Origin of the sequence: Pseudonocardia xinjiangensis (genome assembly GCF_050948425.1) — a bacterium.
Classification (GTDB): Bacteria; Actinomycetota; Actinomycetes; order Mycobacteriales; family Pseudonocardiaceae; genus Pseudonocardia; species Pseudonocardia xinjiangensis.
In genome coordinates, this window is the sequence record NZ_CP192009.1 from 3,949,253 (window position 1) to 3,967,836 (window position 18,584).

Consider the following 18,584-nt stretch of genomic DNA (forward strand, 5'->3'; position numbering starts at 1 on the left):
CATCTCCATCCCGGTGGGGTCCATCAGCGGTCGGGTCTCGACCGCGGCGACACGGGCCCGCGCTCGCGGGCCCGGTCCAGGTTCTCGCAGCCGACCAGCCGGAATCCGGTCGACCGGTGCGGTGATTCGGCGAACGGTCCGGTCGGTCGCTGCAGCGGTCCCCCGGCGCTGGCAGGGTCGAGCCGGAGGTGGGAGCGGTGGAGCTGGACGGGGCGCAGCGTGGCGGGCACGTGCTGATCGTCGGCGCCGGCCCCACCGGGCTGACCGCCGCACTCCTGCTGGCCCGGCTCGGGGTGGCCTGCACGGTGGTGGAGCGGCACGCCGGGATCCATCCACTGCCGCGTGGGGTGCACCTCGACGACGAGGGGGTGCGGATCCTGCAGCGGGCCGGTGTCGCCGCCGCGTTCGGCGGCATCAGCAGGCCGGCGGCGGGCCTGCGGCTGCTCGACGCGAAGCTGCGGCCGTTCGCGGAGTTCCGCCGGGACCGGGTGGTCGGCGAGCACGGCCACCCCGAGTCCAACCTGTTCGACCAACCCGACCTCGAACGGCTGCTGCGCACCGAGCTGGCGGGGCACCCGTCGGTGCGGCTGCGTGAGGAGGTCGAGGTGACGGGCATCGGCCCGCCCGACGGGAGGCCCGTGCTCGTGGCGTTGCGCGACACCCGTACCGGCGCGCGGGAGCAGGTCGGGGCGGGCGCCGTGCTGGGCTGTGACGGTGCAGGCAGCGCCGTCCGCGACGCCATCGGAGCCACGCTGCGCGACCTGCGGTTCACCGAGCGGTGGTTCGTGCTCGACGCCCGCTGCAGCCGGCCGCCGTCCACCTGGGGCGGCGTCGACCAGGTGTGCGACCCCCGCCGCGCGGCGACGTTCCTGCCGCTGCCCGGCGACCGCTGCCGGTGGGAGTTCCGGATGCGGTCCGGCGAGACCGCCACCGACCTCGCGCGGCCGGAGCGGCTCGCCGCGCTCACCGCACCGTGGGGCGTCCCCGCCGGGGGGCTGGAGGTGCTGCGCGCCGCCGAGTACACGTTCCGGGCCCGGCTCGCCGACCGGTGGCGCCACGGCCGGGTCCTGCTCCTCGGTGACGCCGCCCACCTCACCCCGCCGTTCATCGGGCAGGGCCTGGGCGCCGGGCTGCGCGACGCCCACAACCTCGCCTGGAAGCTCGCCGCCGTCCTCCGCGGTGCCGACGAGGACGCCCTGCTCGACAGCTACCAGGCCGAGCGCGCGCCGCACGCCGAGGCCGTGATCCGTGGCGCCGTGCGGGTCGGGCGGGCCATGACCGGAGGCCAGGACGTCGCCGCCGCCGTGCGCCGGCCCCTGACCGGGCTACTGCTGCGGGTACCGGGCGTTCGGGCGGCGGCCCAACGTGGCATCACCACGCGGTACGCCCCCGGACCGCTGGTCGAGCACCGCCGTCACCGCCGCGACCTCCCCGGCACCCCCTGCCCACAGCCGACGGTGCGGGTGGACGGACGCTCGGTGCGTCTCGACGAGGTGCTCGGCGACGGCTACGCGCTCCTCGCCGCAGGCCCCGTGCCTGCGGAACTGCAGGTCTGCGCACAGCGGCTCGGCGCCCCAACCCTGCGGCTGAGTCCTGGTCCGGCCGACACGGTCCTCGACGACGGCGGGGAGCTGCGTGCCTGGTTGGCGGGCGGCCGCGCGGCCGCCGCCCTCGTCCGCCCCGACCGGATCGTCCAGGCCACCGCCCCCGGCTGACCCCGCGTCCGCAAAAACGGGCGACTCGCGCACACGAGAAGGGCGACTCGCGCGCGGGAAACGGGCGACTCGCGGGGGGTGGGTCTCACGCCTCCCGGAGGAGGGCCACGTACAGGGTCAAGCCGGGGCCGAAGGCCATCGCGACGGCCGCGCGTCCCGTCCGCGGACGGCCGGTGGCGCGCAGGGCGTCGAGCACGAGCAGCACCGTGGCCGACGAGCAGTTGCCACGTTCGGCGAGCACCCCCAGCGAGGCGTCCAGTGCGTCGTCGGGCAGCGCGAGCCGCTCCGCGACGGTGCTGAGGATGCGGGGACCCCCGGGGTGCACGGCCCACGCGTCCACGTCGGCGATGGTCATCCCGTGGCGGGCGAGCAGGTCGGTGATCATGGGGCGGACGTGGCGGGCCAGCACCCGCGGCACCTCGGGCGAGAGTCCCATGCGGAAACCGAGGTCGGTGACGTCCCAGGTCATGTGGTCGGCGGTGGCCGCGTCGGTCAGAGCCGCGATCTCCACGACCTCGAGTCCCCCGTGCCGCTGCGGCGCGTCCGGCAGGACGACGACGGCCACGGCGGCGTCACCGAACAGGGCGTGGGAGACGACCTGCCCGCGGTCGACGTGACCGTCGTCGTCGGCCGCGGGCTGCACGTGCAGGGAGGTCAGTTCGAGGCACAGCACGACGGCGGGCCGGCCGCGGGCCACCACGTAGTCGGCGGCGGCGCCGAGCCCGGGGATGGCCGCGTAGCAGCCCATGTGCCCGACGAACAGCCGCTGCACGTCCGGTGCCATCCCGAGATCGGCCGCCACCCGGATGTCGAGACCGGGCGTGACGTACCCCGTGCACGAGACGACCGCGAGCAGGCCGACCTCGTCGGGTGCGAGGCCCGCGTCGGTGAGTGCCGCGGCCACCGCCTCCTTGCCCAGCGGGAGCGCCTCGGCGACGTAGCGGCGCATCCGCTCGCCGGTGGACCAGCGGGAGACGTCCTCCTCCACCGGGTTCACCGCCGCGTGCCGGTGCACCACCCCGGCGCCGCGGAAGATCCGCTCGGCCATCCGGTCGCCCGCGAAGTGCTGCGAGAAGAACCCGTCCCACATGTCGGCCTGGCTCACCCGGCCACCGGGGAACGCCATGCCGAAGCCGGCGACGTAGGCCGTCATCCTCGCCTCCCGACGGCCTGGAACAGGACCGCGGTGGTCGGTACCGGCACCATCGCCACCGTGTCGGCCCGGCCGGCGGCCCACCGGACGAGGCCCGGCAGGGACGGGCGGATGCCTCGCATCCGCAGTGTCACGCCGTGGCGGGCGCACTCCCGCACGAGAGCGGCGCGGTCCACGAACAGCGCCGGATCGTGGATCCCGGGTGGCGCCGCACCGGGTATGCGTTCGGCCACGGTGACGGCGACGAACCGGCCGAGAGCGGTGGCGGCGAGCGTGTCGATCACGAGCAGGCCGCCGGGCCGCAGCAGCCGGCACGCCTCACCGACCGCGGCCGCGAGGTCGGTGACGTGCTCGAGGATCTCCCCGGCTGCGACGACGTCGGCGCACCCGTCGGCCAGTGGCACGGCCATGACGTCCCCGCGCACGGCCGTGACGCCGTGGGACGCCGCCTGGGCCAGCGCGGACGCACCGACGTCCACGCCGATGTGCCGGTAACCCGCCCCGGCGACGTGCGGGGCGAGCAGGCCCGCTCCACACCCGAGGTCGACCAGCACGGCGCCGTCCCGGGTGGCGGGGGGAATGAGCGCGCCCCGTGCCGCCGCGAGCCAGTGGAGCATCGCGAACGGTCCGCGGGGACGCCACCAGTGCTGCGCGAGGACGTCGTACTGGGCCGGATCGTTGCGCGCCAGCCCGCCGGCTCGATGGTTCCGGACGTCGGGCACGCGTTCCAGGCTGCCAGACTGGGGCGCATGCGGCCTGTCGCCGATCGAGCGGTCGCGTTGCTGCGGTCCTCCCATCCCGAGCCCACCGTCGCGGTCACCGTGATGGTCACGGCCCTGGCCGTGACCACCGGGCGCGACCTGCCCGGCGTGCTGCTCGTGGCCGCCGCGGTGCTCACCGGGCAGCTCTCGATCGGGTGGCTCAACGACGTGCTCGACGCCGAGCGGGACGTGGCCGTCGCCCGCACGGACAAGCCCGTGGCCGCGGGCGCGATCTCGGCGCGCACCGTGGGGGTGGCGACGGTGCTGGCCGCGGTGGCCTGCGTGCCCCTGTCGCTCGCGTCGGGCCTCCTCGCGGGGGTGGTGCATCTCGTCGCCGTCGCCGCGGGGTGGGCCTATGACCTGGGCATGAAGTCGACGGTGCTGTCGGTGCTGCCGTATGTGGTCTGCTTCGGGCTGTTGCCGGTGTTCGTCGTGCTCGGGCTCCCCGGAGCGCCGGCACCACCCTGGTGGCTCCCGGTGGCGGGCGCCCTGCTGGGCGCCGGGGCGCACTTCGCGAACGTCCTGCCCGACCTCGACGACGACGCGGCCACCGGCGTGCGCGGGCTGCCGCACCGGCTCGGCGCGGCCGGCAGCCGGGCCGCGGCGGCGGTGCTGCTGCTCGCCGCCACGGTGGTGCTGGCTCTCAACGCCCCGCTGCCTGCCGTGGTCACCTGGGGCGTGCCCGTGCTCGCCGTGGTGATCCTCGCGGCGGGGTTCCGGGCCGGCCGCAGCCCGGGTTCACGGGCACCGTTCCGGGCCGTGCTGGTGGTGGCCGCCGTGGCCGTGGTGCTCCTGGTGGCGTCGGGACCTGCGCTGCTCCGGTAGCCGTGCGGGCCGTCAGACCGGCTGGGGGCGCCCTGCCCTCCCTGGGAGCCCGAGGGTCACGTACGCGGCGGCCACCCGCGCCAGAGCGCCCACCGGCGCCGTGCCGCGGCCCAGACCGAGGTCCACCGCCGCGTCGAACACGGACTTGTGGCGGGCCGCGGCGGTGACCGCCGCATCGAGGAAACGCGGGTAGGCCACGAGACCGGCCAGCAGGGCGCCGTGCCGGTGGTGCAGCGAGAAGGAGTGCTCCATGGCCCGGCGGTGCGCCGCACCCGCATCCGCCCCCAGCAGAGCGGCCCGGCCGGCGAGAACCCCGGAGGCCACGGCGTCGAAGATCCCCTCGCCGGTGAGCGGGTTGATCATCGCCGCGGCGTCGCCCGCCAGCAGGACCCGGCCGTCGGGATGGTGGCGCGGGCCCGTGGACAGCGGCAGATGGTGCCCGCGCACCGTGTCCGGAGCGGGCTCGTGGCCGGGCAGCAGCCTGCGCAGCGCGTCGAGAAGCTCCTGCCGCGACCCGGCGCCGCGCCGGTCGAACACGCCGTAGCCGACGTTGGAACCGCCCCCGGGCAGGGGGAACGACCAGGCGTACGCCGGATAGCGGGTGCGGGCGAACTCGATGACCAGCGCGTCGGGCTCCACCGTTGTCGGCGCGTAGCCGCGGATCGCGACCGCCGTGTGCTTCGGCGCCGTGTCCGGCGCGCCCAGCAGGCGGCGGACCGTCGAGTTCGCGCCGTCGGCGCCGATCACGACCGCGGCCTCGATGCTCTCGTCGAGTACGACACCGCCGGCGTGGACGTCGATGCGGCGCACCCGGTGGCGGCGCAGCTCGGCGCCGCGCGCGACGGCCGCTGAGACCAGCTGCGCGTCGAACACCGCCCGCGGAATCACCCGGTTGGGGCGCGCGCAGGGCCGCGAGACCACCCGGCCGCCAGGGCTGCGCAGCTGCAGCCGCGGCACGGCAGGGCCCAGATCGGTCAGATCCGGCACACCCAAGGCCTGGAGCAGCTCGAGCACGTGCGCGGCGATGCCGTCCCCGCAGGTCTTGTCGCGCGGGAACTCCGCCGCGTCCAGCAGCAGGACACGCGCGTCCGGACGGAGCTGCAGCACCCGTAACGCGCTCGCCGATCCGGCGGGACCCGCGCCGACGACGGCGACGTCGTACTTCTCATTCACTCTGCGGTTCTACCCGAGTTTGCCGGGGCTCACCGCGGGCACCTGCCGGGTGTGCGCATCGTCATCACCGGAGCGAGCGGGAACGTCGGCACCGCCCTGCTGCGTCGGCTCGCCCGCCGCGGCGACACGCCTGGTGGGAAGGAGAACGGCAGCGCTGCCGGAAACGGCGACGGATCCTCCGGGCGGCACGAGATCGTCGGGATCTGCCGGCGTCCACCGTCCGGTGGCGCTCCGTACGCGGACGCCCGCTGGGTGGCTCTCGACCTCGCCGGCCCGGCGGTCGAGGCGGCGTTGACACCCGTGCTCGACGGTGCCGACGCCGTGGTGCACCTCGCCTGGGGTTTCCAGCCCGCGCACGACATCTCCTACCTGGCCCGGCTGGGCGTCGACGGCACACGTGCGGTGGTGAACGCCGCGCAGGCGGCCGGGGTGCCGCATCTGGTGCACATGTCGTCGGTGGGTGCCTACTCCCCCGGCCCGGACGACGGCAGGCGCGTGGACGAGTCGTGGCCGACCGGGGGCATCGACTCCCTGGCCTACAGCCGGCAGAAGGTGGCGGCCGAGCGGGTGCTCGACGAGCACGAGCGCGCGCATCCCGACGGCACCGCGGTCGCCCGGCTGCGGCCCGCACTGATCGTCCAGCGCGACAGCGGCAGCGCCCTGCTCCGTTACGGCGTCCCGCCGTACGTCCCGGCGGCGCTCCTGCGGCACCTGCCGCTGCTCCCGGTCGACCGCGAGCTGGTGGTGCCGCTCGTGCACACGTCCGACGTCGCCGACGCCATCGTCCGTGTCCTCGAGCAACGGGCGACCGGACCGTTCAACCTCGCCGCCGAGCCACCGGTCACCCGGGACCTGATCGCCGCCGTCCTGCACGCCTGGCCCGTCCACCTGCCGCGCACCGTCCTGCACTCGGTGGCCGACGTGGCGTGGCGGCTGCGGCTGCAACCGCTGGACCCGGGCTGGATCGACCTCGCCTTCGCCGTCCCCCTGCTCGACTGCGGCCGGGCCCGCCGGGAGCTCGGCTGGACGCCTGCGGTCACCGCCGACGCCGCCCTGGCCCAGGTGGTCGGCGGCATGGCCGACTCGGCCGCCACCACGAGCCCGGCGCTGCGTCCCCGGTCGGTGCCGGCCGAGCTGGCCGCCATCGCCCGTGGCGAGCCGATCACGAGCCGCCGCCTCCCCTGACCCCGCGAGTCGCCCGTTCCCCGCCCGCGAGTCGCCCGTTCTGTGTCCGCGAGTCGCCCGTTTCCCGCCTCCGGCGATGTGCTCCTCACTCTGTCCGGCTCACCACACGGCGTGGACGAAGTCTCCAGTCTGGACGTACTGTCCAGACATGGAGACCGTGCAGGAGGCCGCCGACCCGCGCGTGGACATGTGGTCCGCGGTCTGCCGCGCCGTGGCTCTGCTGCTGGGGCCCTACGCCGAGGTGGTCCTGCACGACGCGGAGCAGGATCGTGTGCTGGCCATCTGGAACCCGATGACCACCCGCCGGGCGGGCGACCCCTCGCTGCTGGGTGAGCTGGACCAGCTCGAACGATCGGCCGACGACGTCTACGGGCCCTACGAGAAGCTGCTGGCCGACGGACGGCGCCTGTCCTCGGTCAGCGCGGTACTGCGCGACCCGGACGGCCGGCCGTCCGCCGTGCTCTGCGTCAACCTCGACCGGACGCCGCTGGAGCAGGCCGCCGCCGTGCTGGCCGGCTTCGCCGCCCCCACCGCCCCGCGACCGCAGGCCCTGTTCGACCAGGACTGGCCCGACCGGGTGCACCAGATCATCGGATCGTTCGTCCGCAGCCGCGGGCGGCCCGTCGAACGCCTGGGGCGCGAGGACCGGCTCGCCGTCCTCGCAGAGCTCGACCAGGCCGGGGTGTTCGCGGTCCGCCGTGCGGTCCCCGTGGTCGCGAGCGCCCTGCGGACCTCGCGCTCCACCGTCTACTCCCTGCTCGCCGAGCTCAGAGCCCGAAGGACCCACTCGTGACCCTGCTGCCCGACTTCCGGCTGGAGACCTACTTCTCCCGCTGGGAGTTCACCGCCCGCCACCACCTGACGGCCTCCGACGCGCAGACCATGACGATGGCCGAACTGCTCGCCATGGCCGACGACGCAGACCGCGCCGCCTGGGACACGCTGTCCCTCGGCTACACCGAGACGTTCGGCGACCCGGCCCTGCGGCAGGCGATCGCCGGGATGTACACCCACGCCGAGGCCGACGACGTGATCTGCTTCGCGGGCGCGGAGGAAGGCCTCTACCTGGCCATGCACGCCCTGCTGGGTCCCGACGACCACGCGGTGGTGATCACCCCCAACTACCAGGCCGCCGAGACCGTCCCGCTGGCGCTGTGCCCGGTCACCGGGGTCGCGCTGGATCCCGAGCGGGATTGGGCCCTCGACCTGGACGCGGTGGCCGCGGCGATCCGCCCCACCACCCGGGTGGTCTCCGTCAACTTCCCCAACAACCCCACGGGGAAGGTCGTCGACGCGGCCGACTTCGCCCGCCTCGCCCGGATGTGCGACGACCGCGGGATCCACCTGTTCAGCGACGAGGTCTACCGCGGCCTGGAGCTCGACCCGTCCCGTCGCCTCCCGCAGGCGGCGGACCTGTCGGAGCGGGCCCTCTCGCTGAACGTCACGTCCAAGGCACTCGGGCTGCCCGGGCTGCGGATCGGCTGGATCACCTGCCGGGACCGGGAGCTGCGCTCGCGGCTGGAACGGGCCAAGCACTACACCACGATCTGCAACTCGGCCCCGAGCGAGATCCTCGCCCGCATCGCACTCAAGGCGCGCGACCGGATCCTCGACCGCAACCGCGCGATCATCGCCGGGAACCTGCCGGCGTTCGAGTCGTTCTTCGCCGAGTTCGACGACCTGTTCGACTGGCAGGCCCCCGACGGTGGCTGCGTGGCCTATCCCCGCTACCGGGGCCGCGACGGGGTCGAGCGGTTCTGCACCGAGCTCGTCGAGGAGACCGGGGTGCTCCTGCTGCCGGCCGGCATCTACCGCTCCGGGCTCACGGACTCCCCCGCCGACCGCTTCCGGATCGGCATCGGGCGCAGGGACCCCGAACCGGCACTGGACGCGTTCGCCACGTGGTTGCGAGCGCGCCGGTGATGGCCGACGTCTGACGCTGTGCGGCCGCCGCCATCGCCTACACGGGGCGGGTATGGACGCCGAGGCCGCCCGAGACGATCAGATTGTCGCCCGTGACGTAGCCGGCGCCGTCGGATGCGAGCGCGACAGCTTCGGCAATGTCGGCAGGGGCTCCGACGCGACCGAGGGGAACCCCGTCACCCCAGGAGGCGATCGTGTCCGGGGAGATTCCCATCTTGCCGTACGCAGGGGTGTTGACCAGGCCGGGGCTCACCGCGTTGACGCGGATGCGGCGTGGGGCGAGTTCGAGGGCCAAGGAGCGCACGAGAGGCAGCAGAGCACCCTTCGCAGCGGTCATGGCGGCGCCGAGCCCCTCACCGGCGCCGACGGTGAACACCACGGATGAGCCTTCGTCCAGCAGCGGGAGCGCCTTCTGAAGTGTGAAGAAGCTGCCTTTGACGTTGATCCTGAACAGGGCGTCGAAGGCGGCCTCGTCGGTGGACTCGATCGGGCCGGGACGAGAGATGCCCGCGTTGAGGTAGAGCAGGCCGAGGGAGCCGAGGTGCTCCCGCGCCTGCATCACGGCCTGGTCGATGTCGGTCAGGGAGCCTGCGTCGGCCTGGACGGCGATGACGTCGTCAGGCAGGCCGGCGTCACCGATGCCGCCGAGGCCGGTGACCATGACGCGATAGCCGCGCGAATGGAGCAGTTCTGCGGTGGCCTTGCCGATCCCGCTGGTTCCGCCGGTGATGAGTGCTGTCTTCGCTGCCACGGCCGTTCTCCTTGCTGATCGCTGTTGCGACAGCGTACGACAACCTGGCAGTGACTGCCAAAGTCCTGGTGGGTGCCAGGCTGGCAGGCCGACTAAGCTGAGGTCATGGCGCAGGGAGAACAGGGCAAGGGGGCGAGTACGCCCACGCTGTGGGATCGGACGCGGCAACTGGCCGCCCACGAGATCCTCGAAACCGCGCTGCGCCTGTTCACGCAGCAGGGGTACGACGAGACGACCATCGCGCAGATCGCCCGCGAGGCCGGGGTCTCCCAGCGCACCCTCTTCCGTTACTTCGGCACCAAGGAGGACCTCATCGGCGGCAGCCAGGAGCGGTTCGTCACCCTCATGACGGACACCGTCCGCGAGCAGCCCGCCGATGTCGGCGCCTGGGAGGCGTTGCGTGCCGCGTTCACGACCGCACTCTCCCTCCACACAAGTCCCGAGCAGGCGCTGGAGCGCTTCCGCCTGGTGCACCACACCGACTCGCTGCGCGCCGCCTATCTGGGGAAGCGCGTGCGCTGCCAGGAGGAGCTACTGCCACTGCTCGAAGCCAGGCCGGCACCCTCGGGCACGGGCAGAGGGCAAGCCCGCGCCATCGTTGCGACAGCGTTCGCGTGCTTCGACGCCGCCACCGTGACGTGGCTCGAGGCCGACGGGCAGGGCGACATTCTTGCCCTGTACGACCAGGGCCTGGCTGCAGTACGCAGCTAGCGCTCGCCCTCGACGCTCGCCGGGCACGGCCTCCCCCGCCGCGCGCCCGGGGTGGGCGCTAGCGTCCGCCCCATGAAGGAGCAACGTCGCGCCCGCGCGATAGCGATGACGCCAGCGGAGGTCGACGCCTTCCTCGCGGAGGAGCGCACCTGCCGGGTCGCCACGGTGGGCCGGGGCGGCCCGCACGCCACCCCGCTGTGGTTCGTCTGGCACGACGGGGCGCTCTGGCTGACCTCGCTGTCGCGCAGCCAGCGCTTCACCGACCTGCAGAACGACCCTCGGATCGCGATCGTCGTCGACGCCGGTGAGGACTACGACGAGCTGCGGGGGGTGGAGCTGCGCGGTCGAGCCGAGGTCGTCGGGGAGGTGCCCCGCACCGGCGAGCCGGTGCCCGAGCTGGACGGCCCGGAGCAGGCCTTCGCCGACCGGTACACCGGCGGCACCATCGCCCGCGACGGCCGCCACGCGTGGTTGCGCGTGGTCCCCGAGAAGATCACCAGCTGGGACTTCCGCAAGATCGGCAACTGACCGGGGGCTACCGGCGGCGGCCGCGGAGCCGGCGCAGCGCCACCACGAGCACGGCGGCGAACGCCAGCTGACCACCGAGGACGATCCGGTTGACGTCGACTGCCGGGTGCCAGGCCACCTTCCCGCTCGGGCCGATGGAGAAGGCACCCAGCGGGCGCGCCACGGCACCAGCCCCGGTGCTCGATGCCCCTGGCCGGACGGCGCCCACCCCGCCGCCCGCCCGTACCCGCGCGACCGGCAGGAGCGTGGTGTCCCCGTTCTGGACGGCCGGCCCGAACACCTGGTCGCGTCCGAGCCGGTCGGCAACGGCGGCCACCACGTCCGCCGGTGCCGGCGGAACGGCAGGCGGGTGGGTGGTGGAACGCCGGCCGGGCGTCGAAGTGGTCATACCGCCCACAATGCCGCCGATCACGCCGGCTGCCCAGTGGCCGGCCCGACCGCGGCCGGCGCCCGACCCCTCATGCGGGCGCCGACCGGTCACGCCACTGCCACGGGCCGGCACCGCGCACAGGAACGACGCGATCCGGGCAGCCCGCGACAGGTTGGGCGGGTAGTGCCCGACAACTGTGCAGGCGCAGGATTCGGCGGACGATCCCCGATTTCACCCAATGCAAGACTTGTTGGACGAAGCGGAAGGGCGCCATGGCCGACCAGCGCGGAAGATCGGTGACCAGCAAGGTCCTCGCCCTGCTCGAGGCGTTCTCGCCCAGCGGCGGCGAGCTGACGCTCAGCGATCTCGCCCGCCGCGCGGGGGTGTCGCTGTCCACCGCTCACCGCCGGGCGGCGGAGCTGGTCGAGTGGGGCGCGCTGGAGCGCTGTGCGCGACCACCTGGACGTCGTGTTCGTGGAGCGGATCAGCGTCTGCGCGCCCCGTCGCATCCGACCGTGCCGGAACCGGGACGTGCGCGCGGCTCCTACGGCAGGATCGAGTCCACGTAGCCGCCGTCCACCCGCAACGCGCCACCGGTGGTGGCCGAGGCGAGCTCGGAGCTCAGGTAGGTCACCATGTTGGCGATCTCGGCCGGTTCGATCAGCCGCTGCAGCAGCGACTGCGGGCGGTACTCCCGCATGAAGCGAGCCTGCGCCTCGTCCCAGGGCACGTCGCCGCCGACCACGCTCGTCACGAGGTCCTCGACGCCTCCCGTGTGGGTGGGCCCGGCGATCACGGAGTTGACCGTGACCCCGGTGCCGGCGGCGGCCTTGGCGAAGCCGCGCGACACGGCCAGCTGCGCCGTCTTCGTCACCCCGTAGTGCACCATCTCCTCCGGGATCACCACCGAGGAGTCGCTACTGACGAACAGCACCCGGCCCCAGCCGCGTTCGGTCATGCCGGGCAGGTAGGTGCGGGTCAGGCGGACGCCCGACAGCACGTTCACCTCGAAGTAGCGCCGCCACTCCTCGTCGCCGATCTCCAGGACCGGCCGGGCCTCGAAGATGCCCAGGTTGTTCACCAGCACGTCGACCTGCGGCAGCTTCGCCACCAGCGCCGCGGTGCCCTCCTCGGACGTCACGTCCGCCGCGACACCGAGCACGTCGGCGCCGGGCACGTCGGCCAGGAGACGCTCCACCGCGTCCTTCACGCGCTCCTCGCCGCGCCCGTTGATCACGGCCCGGGCGCCCGCCGCAGCGAGCCCCGTGGCGATGGCGTGACCGATCCCCTGGGTCGAACCGGTGACGAGCGCCGTGCGGCCCTTCAGATCAATGTCCATGACAGATGCAAGGCGCCCGGGCGCCCATCCCTTCCCCCGCCGACCGGTCAGAACAGGTTGTAGGACGCTCTCGCGACAGCGAAGCCGTGGCCGGTCTGCGGGTTCTCGCAGCGCATCCCGCTCTCCTTGCTCGCGCAGACGACGTCACCGAACCGGACGGACTCCCCGTAGGCGAGCTTCGCGAGTGAGGGGTCGGCCACCGTGTCCCCGACGCACGACAGCTCCCCGGGACCCGTGCCGGTGAGGACCGCGCCCGTTCCGAAGGTCTGGGTGCAGGACGCCGGGGTGGGTGGCAGCTGCCAGGTGCGTTGGAGGACGTCGCACCGCACCTCGCCGCTGGACATGCGGCACGCGATGTTGCCGCTCGGCGTGGCGAACTGCGCGGAGCCGGTGCCGAACCGGTGGTCCTTCTCGGCGTCGATCACCGGTGCTTCCGCGCCGGGGGCCGTCGACGCGGGGGAACCGGCCGCGTCGGCCGGGGCCGGAGCGGTGGTGGCCGGACCCGCCGCGGCCGGATCCGGCGCGGAGCCGGGCCCGGTGAGCAGCAGCACCGCCGTCAGCGCGATGCCCGCCCCCGCCACGGCCGCGACCACGATCGCCGCGATCACCTTCCAGTTGCGGCGGGGCGGCGAGTCGGGTGCGCCGACCGGCGGGCGCACCGGGGGGCGGTGGGGGCCCGCAGCGGTGGCAGGCCGGGGCGGACCCACGGGGACGACGGCGGGCAGGCCGGGGACGGTGGACCCGACGCCTCGGCGACCCGCGCCGGTCGGGCCGCCGACGCGCGGGGAGGGCACGGTCGGGGAGGCGACGGACGGATCAGCCACCGGGCCGGCCGCGCCGGGAGCGCCGGCCCAGGCGGCGGCCGGAGGCGGCGGGGCTGGCGGCGCCATGCCGGGGGCCGTCATGGCGGCGGCGGGAACGGCCGGGGCGGGCAGTCCCTGGGCAGGCACCGGCTGCGGAGGCCCCGCCTGGGTGGGCACCGGCGGGGCGGGCATCGCCTGGGCAGGCACCGGCGGGGCAGGGGCAGGTGCCGAGACAGGTGCCGGGGCGGGTGCCGGCCTGCCCGGGGCGGCCATCGCCGCGGTGGCCGCCGTGGGGGCGGGCGCGGGCACCGCGGCGTCCGGGTTCTCCAGGGGCCGCAGCAGGTCACGCAGTCGCGCGGCGGTCGGGCGCGCCGCGGGGTCCTTCGCGAGGCACGCCACCACGGCGTCGCGCAGCGGCCCGTCGAGCGGACCGAGGTCCGGTTCGGCCTGGGCGACCCGGTGGAGCACGCCGGGCACGGAGTCGGCGGCGAACGGCGACCGGCCCGTGGCGGCGTAGCCGATCAGGGATCCCAGGCAGAACACGTCACCGGCCGGCCCGACGTCGAGCCCCGCGATCTCTTCCGGCGTCATGTACTCCGGGGTGGCGACCACGTGGCCCGCCTGCGCCGCCAGCATGGGATCGACCGTCCGGGAGAACCCGCCGTCGATCAGGCACGGGCCGTCCTCGGCCAGCAGGACGTTCGACGGCTTGAGATCACGATGCACGAGTCCCGCGCCGTGCAGGGCGACCAGGCCGTCGGTCATCCGGACGGCCAGCGCCAGCGTGCCCGCGCGGCCCAGTGGGCCGTTCGCGCTGACGTAGGCCTGCAACGAGGGCGCCTCGACGTAGGCGGTGGCGACCCACGGCGGGTCGCCGTCGGGGTCGGCGTCCAGCAGCGCCGCGGTGAACCACGGGGGCGCCGTCGCCGCCAGCTGCACCTCCCGGCGGAACCGCTCGCGGAACCCCGGAAGGGCCGCGAGCTGGGGATGCACCACCTTCAGAGCGACGCGTCTGCCGGCATCGTCGACGCCGAGCAGGACACGTCCCAGCCCGCCGTTCCCGAGCCGGGACACCACTCGGTAGCGACCCAGGGTGCGGGGGTCGTCCGCTGCGATCTCCTCCATCGCGGGGGGACGCTACCGGGCGCTGTTGATCAAGGACTTCCGGTCACCATGGGCCACAGCCCGTCCGGTCCCGCGGCCAGTGCCGCGGCGCCGATCTCGGCGTTCCACTCGGCGTCGGAGCCGTCCTCGTTGCGCCACGCCCAGAGGCGCGTGGTGGTCAGCCGGAGGTCGTGCTCGCGGGTGAAGCCGATGGCGCCGTGCACCTGATGGGCGATCCGGGCGACGGCACCGGCGGCCTCCCCGGTGCGCGCCTTGGCCGCGGCGACCGCGAACCGCGAGGCCGGGGCCGTGAACCCGCCCGCGGTGACCGCCGCCGCTGCGGCCGACGCCGCCGCCGACGCCGCCGCCACCTCCGCGGCGGCCAGGGCGAGCTGCTGCTGCACCGCCTGGAACCGGCCGATCGGGCGGCCGAACTGCACCCGCTCGCCCGCGTAGCGCACCGACGCGGCCAGCGCACCGCGCGCCGCCCCGGCGAGCAGCTGGGCCCGGCCGAACGCGGCCCGCAGCCGGAACTCCTCGGCCGCGCCCCCGGGCAGGGCCGCGACGGCGGTGGGCGCCACCTCGCCCTGGACGACCGCGGTGTCGCGGGGCTCCTCCGCGAGGTTGGCGCCGTCGGTGACGGTGAGCCGCTCCGGCCCGAGCAGGACGACGTGTCCCGCGGTGAGCACGACGACCCCGGCCGCCGCCCGGGCCCACGGCACCCGCCGCAGCTCGCCGCGGACGCCCGTGCCGGCCACCTCCAGCTCCCCCGCCACGGCCGTCAGCGGCCCGGCAGGCACAGCGATGCCCGCGGAGTGCAGCAGCCATCCCGCGAGCAGGTCGGTCTCCACCAGCGGCACCCGGGCCGCGTGCGCCCCCGCTGCCGCCAGGACGACAGCTGCGTCGGAGAACGTGCCCTCGCTGCCGCCCGCGTCGCCGGGCAGCGTCAGCCGGGCGAGCCCGGTGTCGTCGAGGGTCTTCCAGAGCTCGGCGTCGAAATTCGTGCCCGCGCCCCGTGCGTCCGCGAAGACCGACTCCGCCAGCTCCTGCAGCTCTGCGTTCACCGAGTCGTTCACCGGGTCGTTCACCGCAACCCCAGCCCGCGCGCGACGATCCCGCGCAGCACCTCGTTGGTACCTCCGCGCAGGGTGAAGCCGGGGGCGTGCAACACCGCGTCGGCCAGGAGCCGGGCGTAGCCGCCCTCGGCGCCGGGGTCCGGCGGGGTCGCGACGAGCAGCCGGGCCACGTCGATCACCTCGTTCTCGTACCGCGTACCCAGGTCCTTCACGACGGCGGCGGCCAGCTCCGGTGCCTCTCCCGACTCCAGGGACCCCGCCACGGCCAGGGACATCCGGCGCAGCGTCCAGAGCCGGCTCACCAGGCCGCCGAGCTCCCTGTGCGGCGTGGACCCGTTGGCGAGCAGCTCCCCGACGAGCGCGGTGAGCAGCGGGAACGTCGAGAGGAACCGCTCGGGGCCGCTCCGCTCGAACGCCAGCTCGCTGGTGACCTGGCGCCAGCCCGCGCCGATCTCGCCCAGCACCATGTCGTCGGGCACGAACACGCCGTCGAACACGACCTCGTTGAAGTGGTGGGCACCCGTCAGGAGCGGGATCGGGCGGATCTGCACGCCCGGGGAGTCGAGCTCGACGATGAACTGGGACAGGCCCGCGTGCCGGTTCTGCTCGTCGCGCGGCGCCGAGCGGGCGAGGGCGAAGAAGGCGTGCGCGTGGTGGGCGCCGGAGGTCCAGACCTTCGTGCCGGTGAGCTCCCAGCCGCCGCTGACCTGCACGGCCCTGGTGCGTACCGCCGCCAGGTCCGATCCGGCGTCGGGCTCGCTCATGCCGATGCCGAAGTACACCTCGCCCTTCGCGATCCCGGGCAGGAACCGCTGCCGCTGGGCCTCGGTGCCGAACCGCATCAGGGTGGGGCCGATCTGGCGGTCCGCCACCCAGTGCGCGGCCACCGGCGCACCCGCGGCGAGCAGTTCCTCGGTGACGACGTACCGATCCAGCGGGGAGGCACCGTGGCCGCCGTACTCGACCGGGATCGTCATCCCCAGCCAGCCGCGGCTGCCCAGCTCCCGGGTGAAGCGCTCGTCCCAGCCCGACAGCCACACGTCGGCGCGGGGCGCCCAGGCTCCCGCCGCCCGCTCCTGCGCGAGGAACGCGCGCACCTCGCCGCGCAGCGCGGCGGCGCGCGGCGGGAGGTCGGTCGGGGGTGGCACCAACGCCGGTAGCCGCACCATCGTCTCCGTCACGGCTTCCATCCTGCGACATTCCCACCGGGGCGGCAGCAGTGATCGGGTCACACCGGCAGGACGCCCGTCACGTCGGGTGCGTCCCCCGGTCCGCGGTGGCAGCATCGGACCATGACGAACTCCGCGGTGACCAGCAGCTCCAGTGCCGACGAGACGCGGGTCGTCGACGCGGTCCCCACCGGTCTGTTCATCGGCGGGACGTGGCGACCGGCCACGTCCGGCGCCACCCTGACCGTCGACGACCCCGCCACCGGCAAGGCGCTGTGCGAGGTGGCCGACGCCGCTCCCGAGGACGGGATGGACGCCCTCGCCGCCGCGGTGGCCGCCCAGCCGTCCTTCGCGGCGATGCCGCCGCGGGAGCGCGGTGAGATCCTGCGCCGGGCCTACGAGCTGATGATGGAGCGCATCGACGACCTCGCACTGCTCATGACCCTGGAGATGGGCAAGCCGCTCGCCGAGTCGCGGGGCGAGATCTCCTACGCCGCGGAGTTCTTCCGCTGGTTCGCCGAGGAGGCCGTCCGGATCGACGGCGGCTACGCCACCGCCCCGAACGGCACGAGCCGCTTCCTCGTGCAGAAGCAACCCGTGGGCGTCTGCCTGCTCATCACGCCGTGGAACTTCCCGATGGCGATGGGCACCCGCAAGATCGGCCCGGCGATCGCCGCCGGATGCGCGATGGTGCTGAAGCCCGCCGCGCAGACCCCCCTGTCGATGCACGCGCTCGCCGCGATCCTCGCCGAGTCGGGACTGCCCGGCGGCGTGCTGAACCTGGTCACCACCTCCGACGCCGGGGGCGTCATGGAGCCCCTGATCCGCGACGGACGCGCCCGCAAGCTCTCCTTCACCGGCTCCACCCCGGTCGGCCGGAAACTGCTGGAGCAGGCCGCCGACAAGGTGCTCCGGACGTCGATGGAGCTCGGCGGCAACGCACCGTTCCTGGTGTTCGACGACGCCGACCTCGACAAGGCCGTCGACGGCGCGATGCTCGCCAAGATGCGCAACATGGGCGAGGCCTGCACGGCCGCCAACCGCTTCCTCGTGCACCGCTCGGTGGCGGACGCGTTCGCCGACAAGCTCACCGAGCGGATGAGCGCCCTGAGCGTCGGCCGCGGCACCGACGACGGCGTGGACGTGGGGCCGCTGGTCGACGCGAAGGGCCGCGACAAGGTCGCCGACCTCGTGAAGGACGCGGTGGACCGCGGTGCCGCCGTGCGCGTCGGCGGCGAGCCGGTGGACGGTCCCGGCTACTTCTACCGCCCGACCGTGCTCACCGGCGTCCCGCTGGAGGCGCGCCTCACCGGGGAGGAGATCTTCGGGCCGGTGGCCGCGATCAGCGTGTTCGACACCGAGGACGAGGCCGTCGCCGCTGCCAACGACACCGAGTTCGGCCTGGTGAGCTACCTGTACACGGAGAACGTGACGCGGGCCCTGCGGGTGTCGGAGCGGCTCGAGTCCGGCATGGTCGGCCTCAACACCGGCCTCGTCTCCAACCCCGCGGCCCCGTTCGGCGGCATCAAGCAGTCCGGACTGGGCCGCGAGGGCGGCAGCGTGGGAATCGAGGAGTACCTCGAGACCAAGTACGTGGCGATCGGCTTCGGCGGCTAGCACCGCCTCGCCGGCGGGGGGCTGTGGAGCTCAGCCCCCCGCCGGCGGCGCTGCCGGTGCGTTCGGATCAGCGGGTGCGTTCGGATCGGCCGGCGCACCGGGGTCGGCCGGCGCGTCGGGGTCGGGTCCGTAGACGGTGGTCGACGGGTCGGTTCCGGTGATGATCGACTCGATCAGCAGGTAACCGCCCTGCATCACCACCAGTCCGGTCAGCCCCAGCAGCACGACCACGGTGGTGGCGGTGAGCACCTTGACCTTGACCGGTGTGCGGCCGAGCCGTTCCCGGCCGGTCTCCACCACCCAGGCGCGCGCCGCGATGACGATGAGGAACAGCAGGAACGCCAGCCAGACCCAGACGTCCAGCGACTGGTCGATGATCAT

19 protein-coding genes are annotated in these 18,584 nt (G+C 74.4%); 9 read left to right on the forward strand and 10 right to left on the reverse strand.

The features are described from left to right. Positions 1–197 precede the first annotated feature (197 nt). Complete coding sequence (locus ACQPZA_RS18605) at positions 198–1,715, forward strand: bifunctional 3-(3-hydroxy-phenyl)propionate/3-hydroxycinnamic acid hydroxylase (protein ID WP_433272195.1); 1,518 nt, start codon at positions 198–200, stop codon at positions 1,713–1,715. Between the two features lie 85 nt (positions 1,716–1,800). Here the strand turns inward: ACQPZA_RS18605 and ACQPZA_RS18610 are convergent, their stop codons facing one another. Continuing rightward, on the reverse strand, positions 1,801–2,868 hold the full coding sequence (locus ACQPZA_RS18610; protein WP_433272197.1) for a type III polyketide synthase: 1,068 nt from the start codon (positions 2,866–2,868) through the stop codon (positions 1,801–1,803). Next, complete coding sequence (locus tag ACQPZA_RS18615) at positions 2,865–3,590, reverse strand: methyltransferase domain-containing protein (protein WP_433272199.1); 726 nt, start codon at positions 3,588–3,590, stop codon at positions 2,865–2,867. The genes ACQPZA_RS18610 and ACQPZA_RS18615 overlap by 4 nt, the downstream gene beginning before the upstream one ends. Before the next feature lie 27 nt (positions 3,591–3,617). Between ACQPZA_RS18615 and ACQPZA_RS18620 the strand changes: the two genes are divergently transcribed. Next, positions 3,618–4,454 (forward strand): UbiA family prenyltransferase, encoded by an 837-nt coding sequence (locus ACQPZA_RS18620; RefSeq protein WP_433272201.1) that lies wholly within the window; start codon positions 3,618–3,620, stop codon positions 4,452–4,454. A 12-nt stretch (positions 4,455–4,466) separates the two neighbouring features. On the opposite strand, the gene ACQPZA_RS18625 is transcribed toward ACQPZA_RS18620, so the two are convergent. Beyond that, positions 4,467–5,627, reverse strand: coding sequence for a geranylgeranyl reductase family protein (locus tag ACQPZA_RS18625; protein ID WP_433272204.1), 1,161 nt, complete (start codon positions 5,625–5,627; stop codon positions 4,467–4,469). A gap of 51 nt (positions 5,628–5,678) precedes the next feature. Between ACQPZA_RS18625 and ACQPZA_RS18630 the strand changes: the two genes are divergently transcribed. The 3 genes from ACQPZA_RS18630 (at position 5,679) to ACQPZA_RS18640 (ending at position 8,735) form a co-directional block, all read left to right on the forward strand. Continuing rightward, entirely contained in the window at positions 5,679–6,812 is a 1,134-nt protein-coding gene (locus tag ACQPZA_RS18630; protein ID WP_433272206.1) for an NAD-dependent epimerase/dehydratase family protein, read from the forward strand. 148 nt (positions 6,813–6,960) lie between these two features. Beyond that, positions 6,961–7,605: a helix-turn-helix transcriptional regulator gene (locus ACQPZA_RS18635; RefSeq protein ID WP_433272208.1), complete on the forward strand. Its 645-nt coding sequence runs from the start codon at positions 6,961–6,963 to the stop codon at positions 7,603–7,605. Then, positions 7,602–8,735, forward strand: a complete 1,134-nt coding sequence (locus tag ACQPZA_RS18640) for an aminotransferase class I/II-fold pyridoxal phosphate-dependent enzyme (RefSeq protein ID WP_433272210.1) — start codon at positions 7,602–7,604, stop codon at positions 8,733–8,735. Before ACQPZA_RS18635 ends, ACQPZA_RS18640 begins: the two co-directional genes overlap by 4 nt. 37 nt (positions 8,736–8,772) lie before the next feature. Here the strand turns inward: ACQPZA_RS18640 and ACQPZA_RS18645 are convergent, their stop codons facing one another. Further along, positions 8,773–9,486 carry an SDR family NAD(P)-dependent oxidoreductase gene (locus tag ACQPZA_RS18645; RefSeq protein WP_433272212.1) on the reverse strand — a complete coding sequence of 238 codons (714 nt, stop codon included), beginning with the start codon at positions 9,484–9,486 and terminating at the stop codon, positions 8,773–8,775. Positions 9,487–9,591: 105 nt separating this feature from the next. Between ACQPZA_RS18645 and ACQPZA_RS18650 the strand changes: the two genes are divergently transcribed. Together ACQPZA_RS18650 and ACQPZA_RS18655 are read left to right on the forward strand one after the other, a co-directional pair. Beyond that, positions 9,592–10,197, forward strand: coding sequence for a TetR/AcrR family transcriptional regulator (locus ACQPZA_RS18650; RefSeq protein WP_169396856.1), 606 nt, complete (start codon positions 9,592–9,594; stop codon positions 10,195–10,197). 72 nt (positions 10,198–10,269) lie between these two features. Next, a complete protein-coding gene (locus tag ACQPZA_RS18655) occupies positions 10,270–10,725 on the forward strand; it encodes a pyridoxamine 5'-phosphate oxidase family protein (RefSeq protein ID WP_433272215.1) in 456 nt (151 codons plus the stop codon). Between the two features lie 7 nt (positions 10,726–10,732). Here the strand turns inward: ACQPZA_RS18655 and ACQPZA_RS18660 are convergent, their stop codons facing one another. After that, a complete protein-coding gene (locus ACQPZA_RS18660; RefSeq protein WP_433272217.1) occupies positions 10,733–11,113 on the reverse strand; it encodes a hypothetical protein in 381 nt (126 codons plus the stop codon). A gap of 278 nt (positions 11,114–11,391) precedes the next feature. On the opposite strand from ACQPZA_RS18660, the gene ACQPZA_RS18665 reads away from it, so the two are divergent. Further along, complete coding sequence (locus tag ACQPZA_RS18665; protein ID WP_433272219.1) at positions 11,392–11,664, forward strand: helix-turn-helix domain-containing protein; 273 nt, start codon at positions 11,392–11,394, stop codon at positions 11,662–11,664. Here the strand turns inward: ACQPZA_RS18665 and ACQPZA_RS18670 are convergent. From ACQPZA_RS18670 to ACQPZA_RS18685, 4 genes are read right to left on the reverse strand one after another with little or no spacing between them, the layout of a single operon-like run. Continuing rightward, entirely contained in the window at positions 11,640–12,434 is a 795-nt protein-coding gene (locus tag ACQPZA_RS18670; RefSeq protein ID WP_433272222.1) for an SDR family NAD(P)-dependent oxidoreductase, read from the reverse strand. The genes ACQPZA_RS18665 and ACQPZA_RS18670 overlap by 25 nt on opposite strands. 47 nt (positions 12,435–12,481) lie before the next feature. Continuing rightward, positions 12,482–14,362 carry a protein kinase domain-containing protein gene (locus ACQPZA_RS18675; protein ID WP_433272224.1) on the reverse strand — a complete coding sequence of 627 codons (1,881 nt, stop codon included), beginning with the start codon at positions 14,360–14,362 and terminating at the stop codon, positions 12,482–12,484. Between the two features lie 29 nt (positions 14,363–14,391). Then, the gene (locus ACQPZA_RS18680; protein WP_433272226.1) at positions 14,392–15,429 is read right to left on the reverse strand and encodes an acyl-CoA dehydrogenase family protein; all 1,038 of its coding nucleotides are present in this window, start codon (positions 15,427–15,429) and stop codon (positions 14,392–14,394) included. Beyond that, positions 15,426–16,607, reverse strand: coding sequence for an acyl-CoA dehydrogenase family protein (locus ACQPZA_RS18685; RefSeq protein WP_433272228.1), 1,182 nt, complete (start codon positions 16,605–16,607; stop codon positions 15,426–15,428). The genes ACQPZA_RS18680 and ACQPZA_RS18685 overlap by 4 nt, the downstream gene beginning before the upstream one ends. Positions 16,608–16,709: 102 nt before the next feature. Between ACQPZA_RS18685 and ACQPZA_RS18690 the strand changes: the two genes are divergently transcribed. Further along, positions 16,710–18,203, forward strand: coding sequence for an NAD-dependent succinate-semialdehyde dehydrogenase (locus ACQPZA_RS18690; protein ID WP_433272231.1), 1,494 nt, complete (start codon positions 16,710–16,712; stop codon positions 18,201–18,203). A 30-nt stretch (positions 18,204–18,233) separates the two neighbouring features. Here the strand turns inward: ACQPZA_RS18690 and ACQPZA_RS18695 are convergent, their stop codons facing one another. Then, a complete protein-coding gene (locus tag ACQPZA_RS18695) occupies positions 18,234–18,584 on the reverse strand; it encodes a hypothetical protein (RefSeq protein WP_433272233.1) in 351 nt (116 codons plus the stop codon).

Coding starts and splice junctions, on each gene's coding strand:
- ACQPZA_RS18610 (WP_433272197.1), bottom strand. CDS start 2,868: ATGACGGCCTACGTCGCCGGCTTCGGCATGGCGTTCCCCGGTGGCCGG.
- ACQPZA_RS18620 (WP_433272201.1), top strand. CDS start 3,618: ATGCGGCCTGTCGCCGATCGAGCGGTCGCGTTGCTGCGGTCCTCCCAT.
- ACQPZA_RS18635 (WP_433272208.1), top strand. CDS start 6,961: ATGGAGACCGTGCAGGAGGCCGCCGACCCGCGCGTGGACATGTGGTCC.
- ACQPZA_RS18650 (WP_169396856.1), top strand. CDS start 9,592: ATGGCGCAGGGAGAACAGGGCAAGGGGGCGAGTACGCCCACGCTGTGG.
- ACQPZA_RS18655 (WP_433272215.1), top strand. CDS start 10,270: ATGAAGGAGCAACGTCGCGCCCGCGCGATAGCGATGACGCCAGCGGAG.
- ACQPZA_RS18660 (WP_433272217.1), bottom strand. CDS start 11,113: ATGACCACTTCGACGCCCGGCCGGCGTTCCACCACCCACCCGCCTGCC.
- ACQPZA_RS18670 (WP_433272222.1), bottom strand. CDS start 12,434: ATGGACATTGATCTGAAGGGCCGCACGGCGCTCGTCACCGGTTCGACC.
- ACQPZA_RS18675 (WP_433272224.1), bottom strand. CDS start 14,362: ATGGAGGAGATCGCAGCGGACGACCCCCGCACCCTGGGTCGCTACCGA.
- ACQPZA_RS18685 (WP_433272228.1), bottom strand. CDS start 16,607: ATGGAAGCCGTGACGGAGACGATGGTGCGGCTACCGGCGTTGGTGCCA.
- ACQPZA_RS18690 (WP_433272231.1), top strand. CDS start 16,710: ATGACGAACTCCGCGGTGACCAGCAGCTCCAGTGCCGACGAGACGCGG.
- ACQPZA_RS18695 (WP_433272233.1), bottom strand. CDS start 18,584: ATGATCATCGACCAGTCGCTGGACGTCTGGGTCTGGCTGGCGTTCCTG.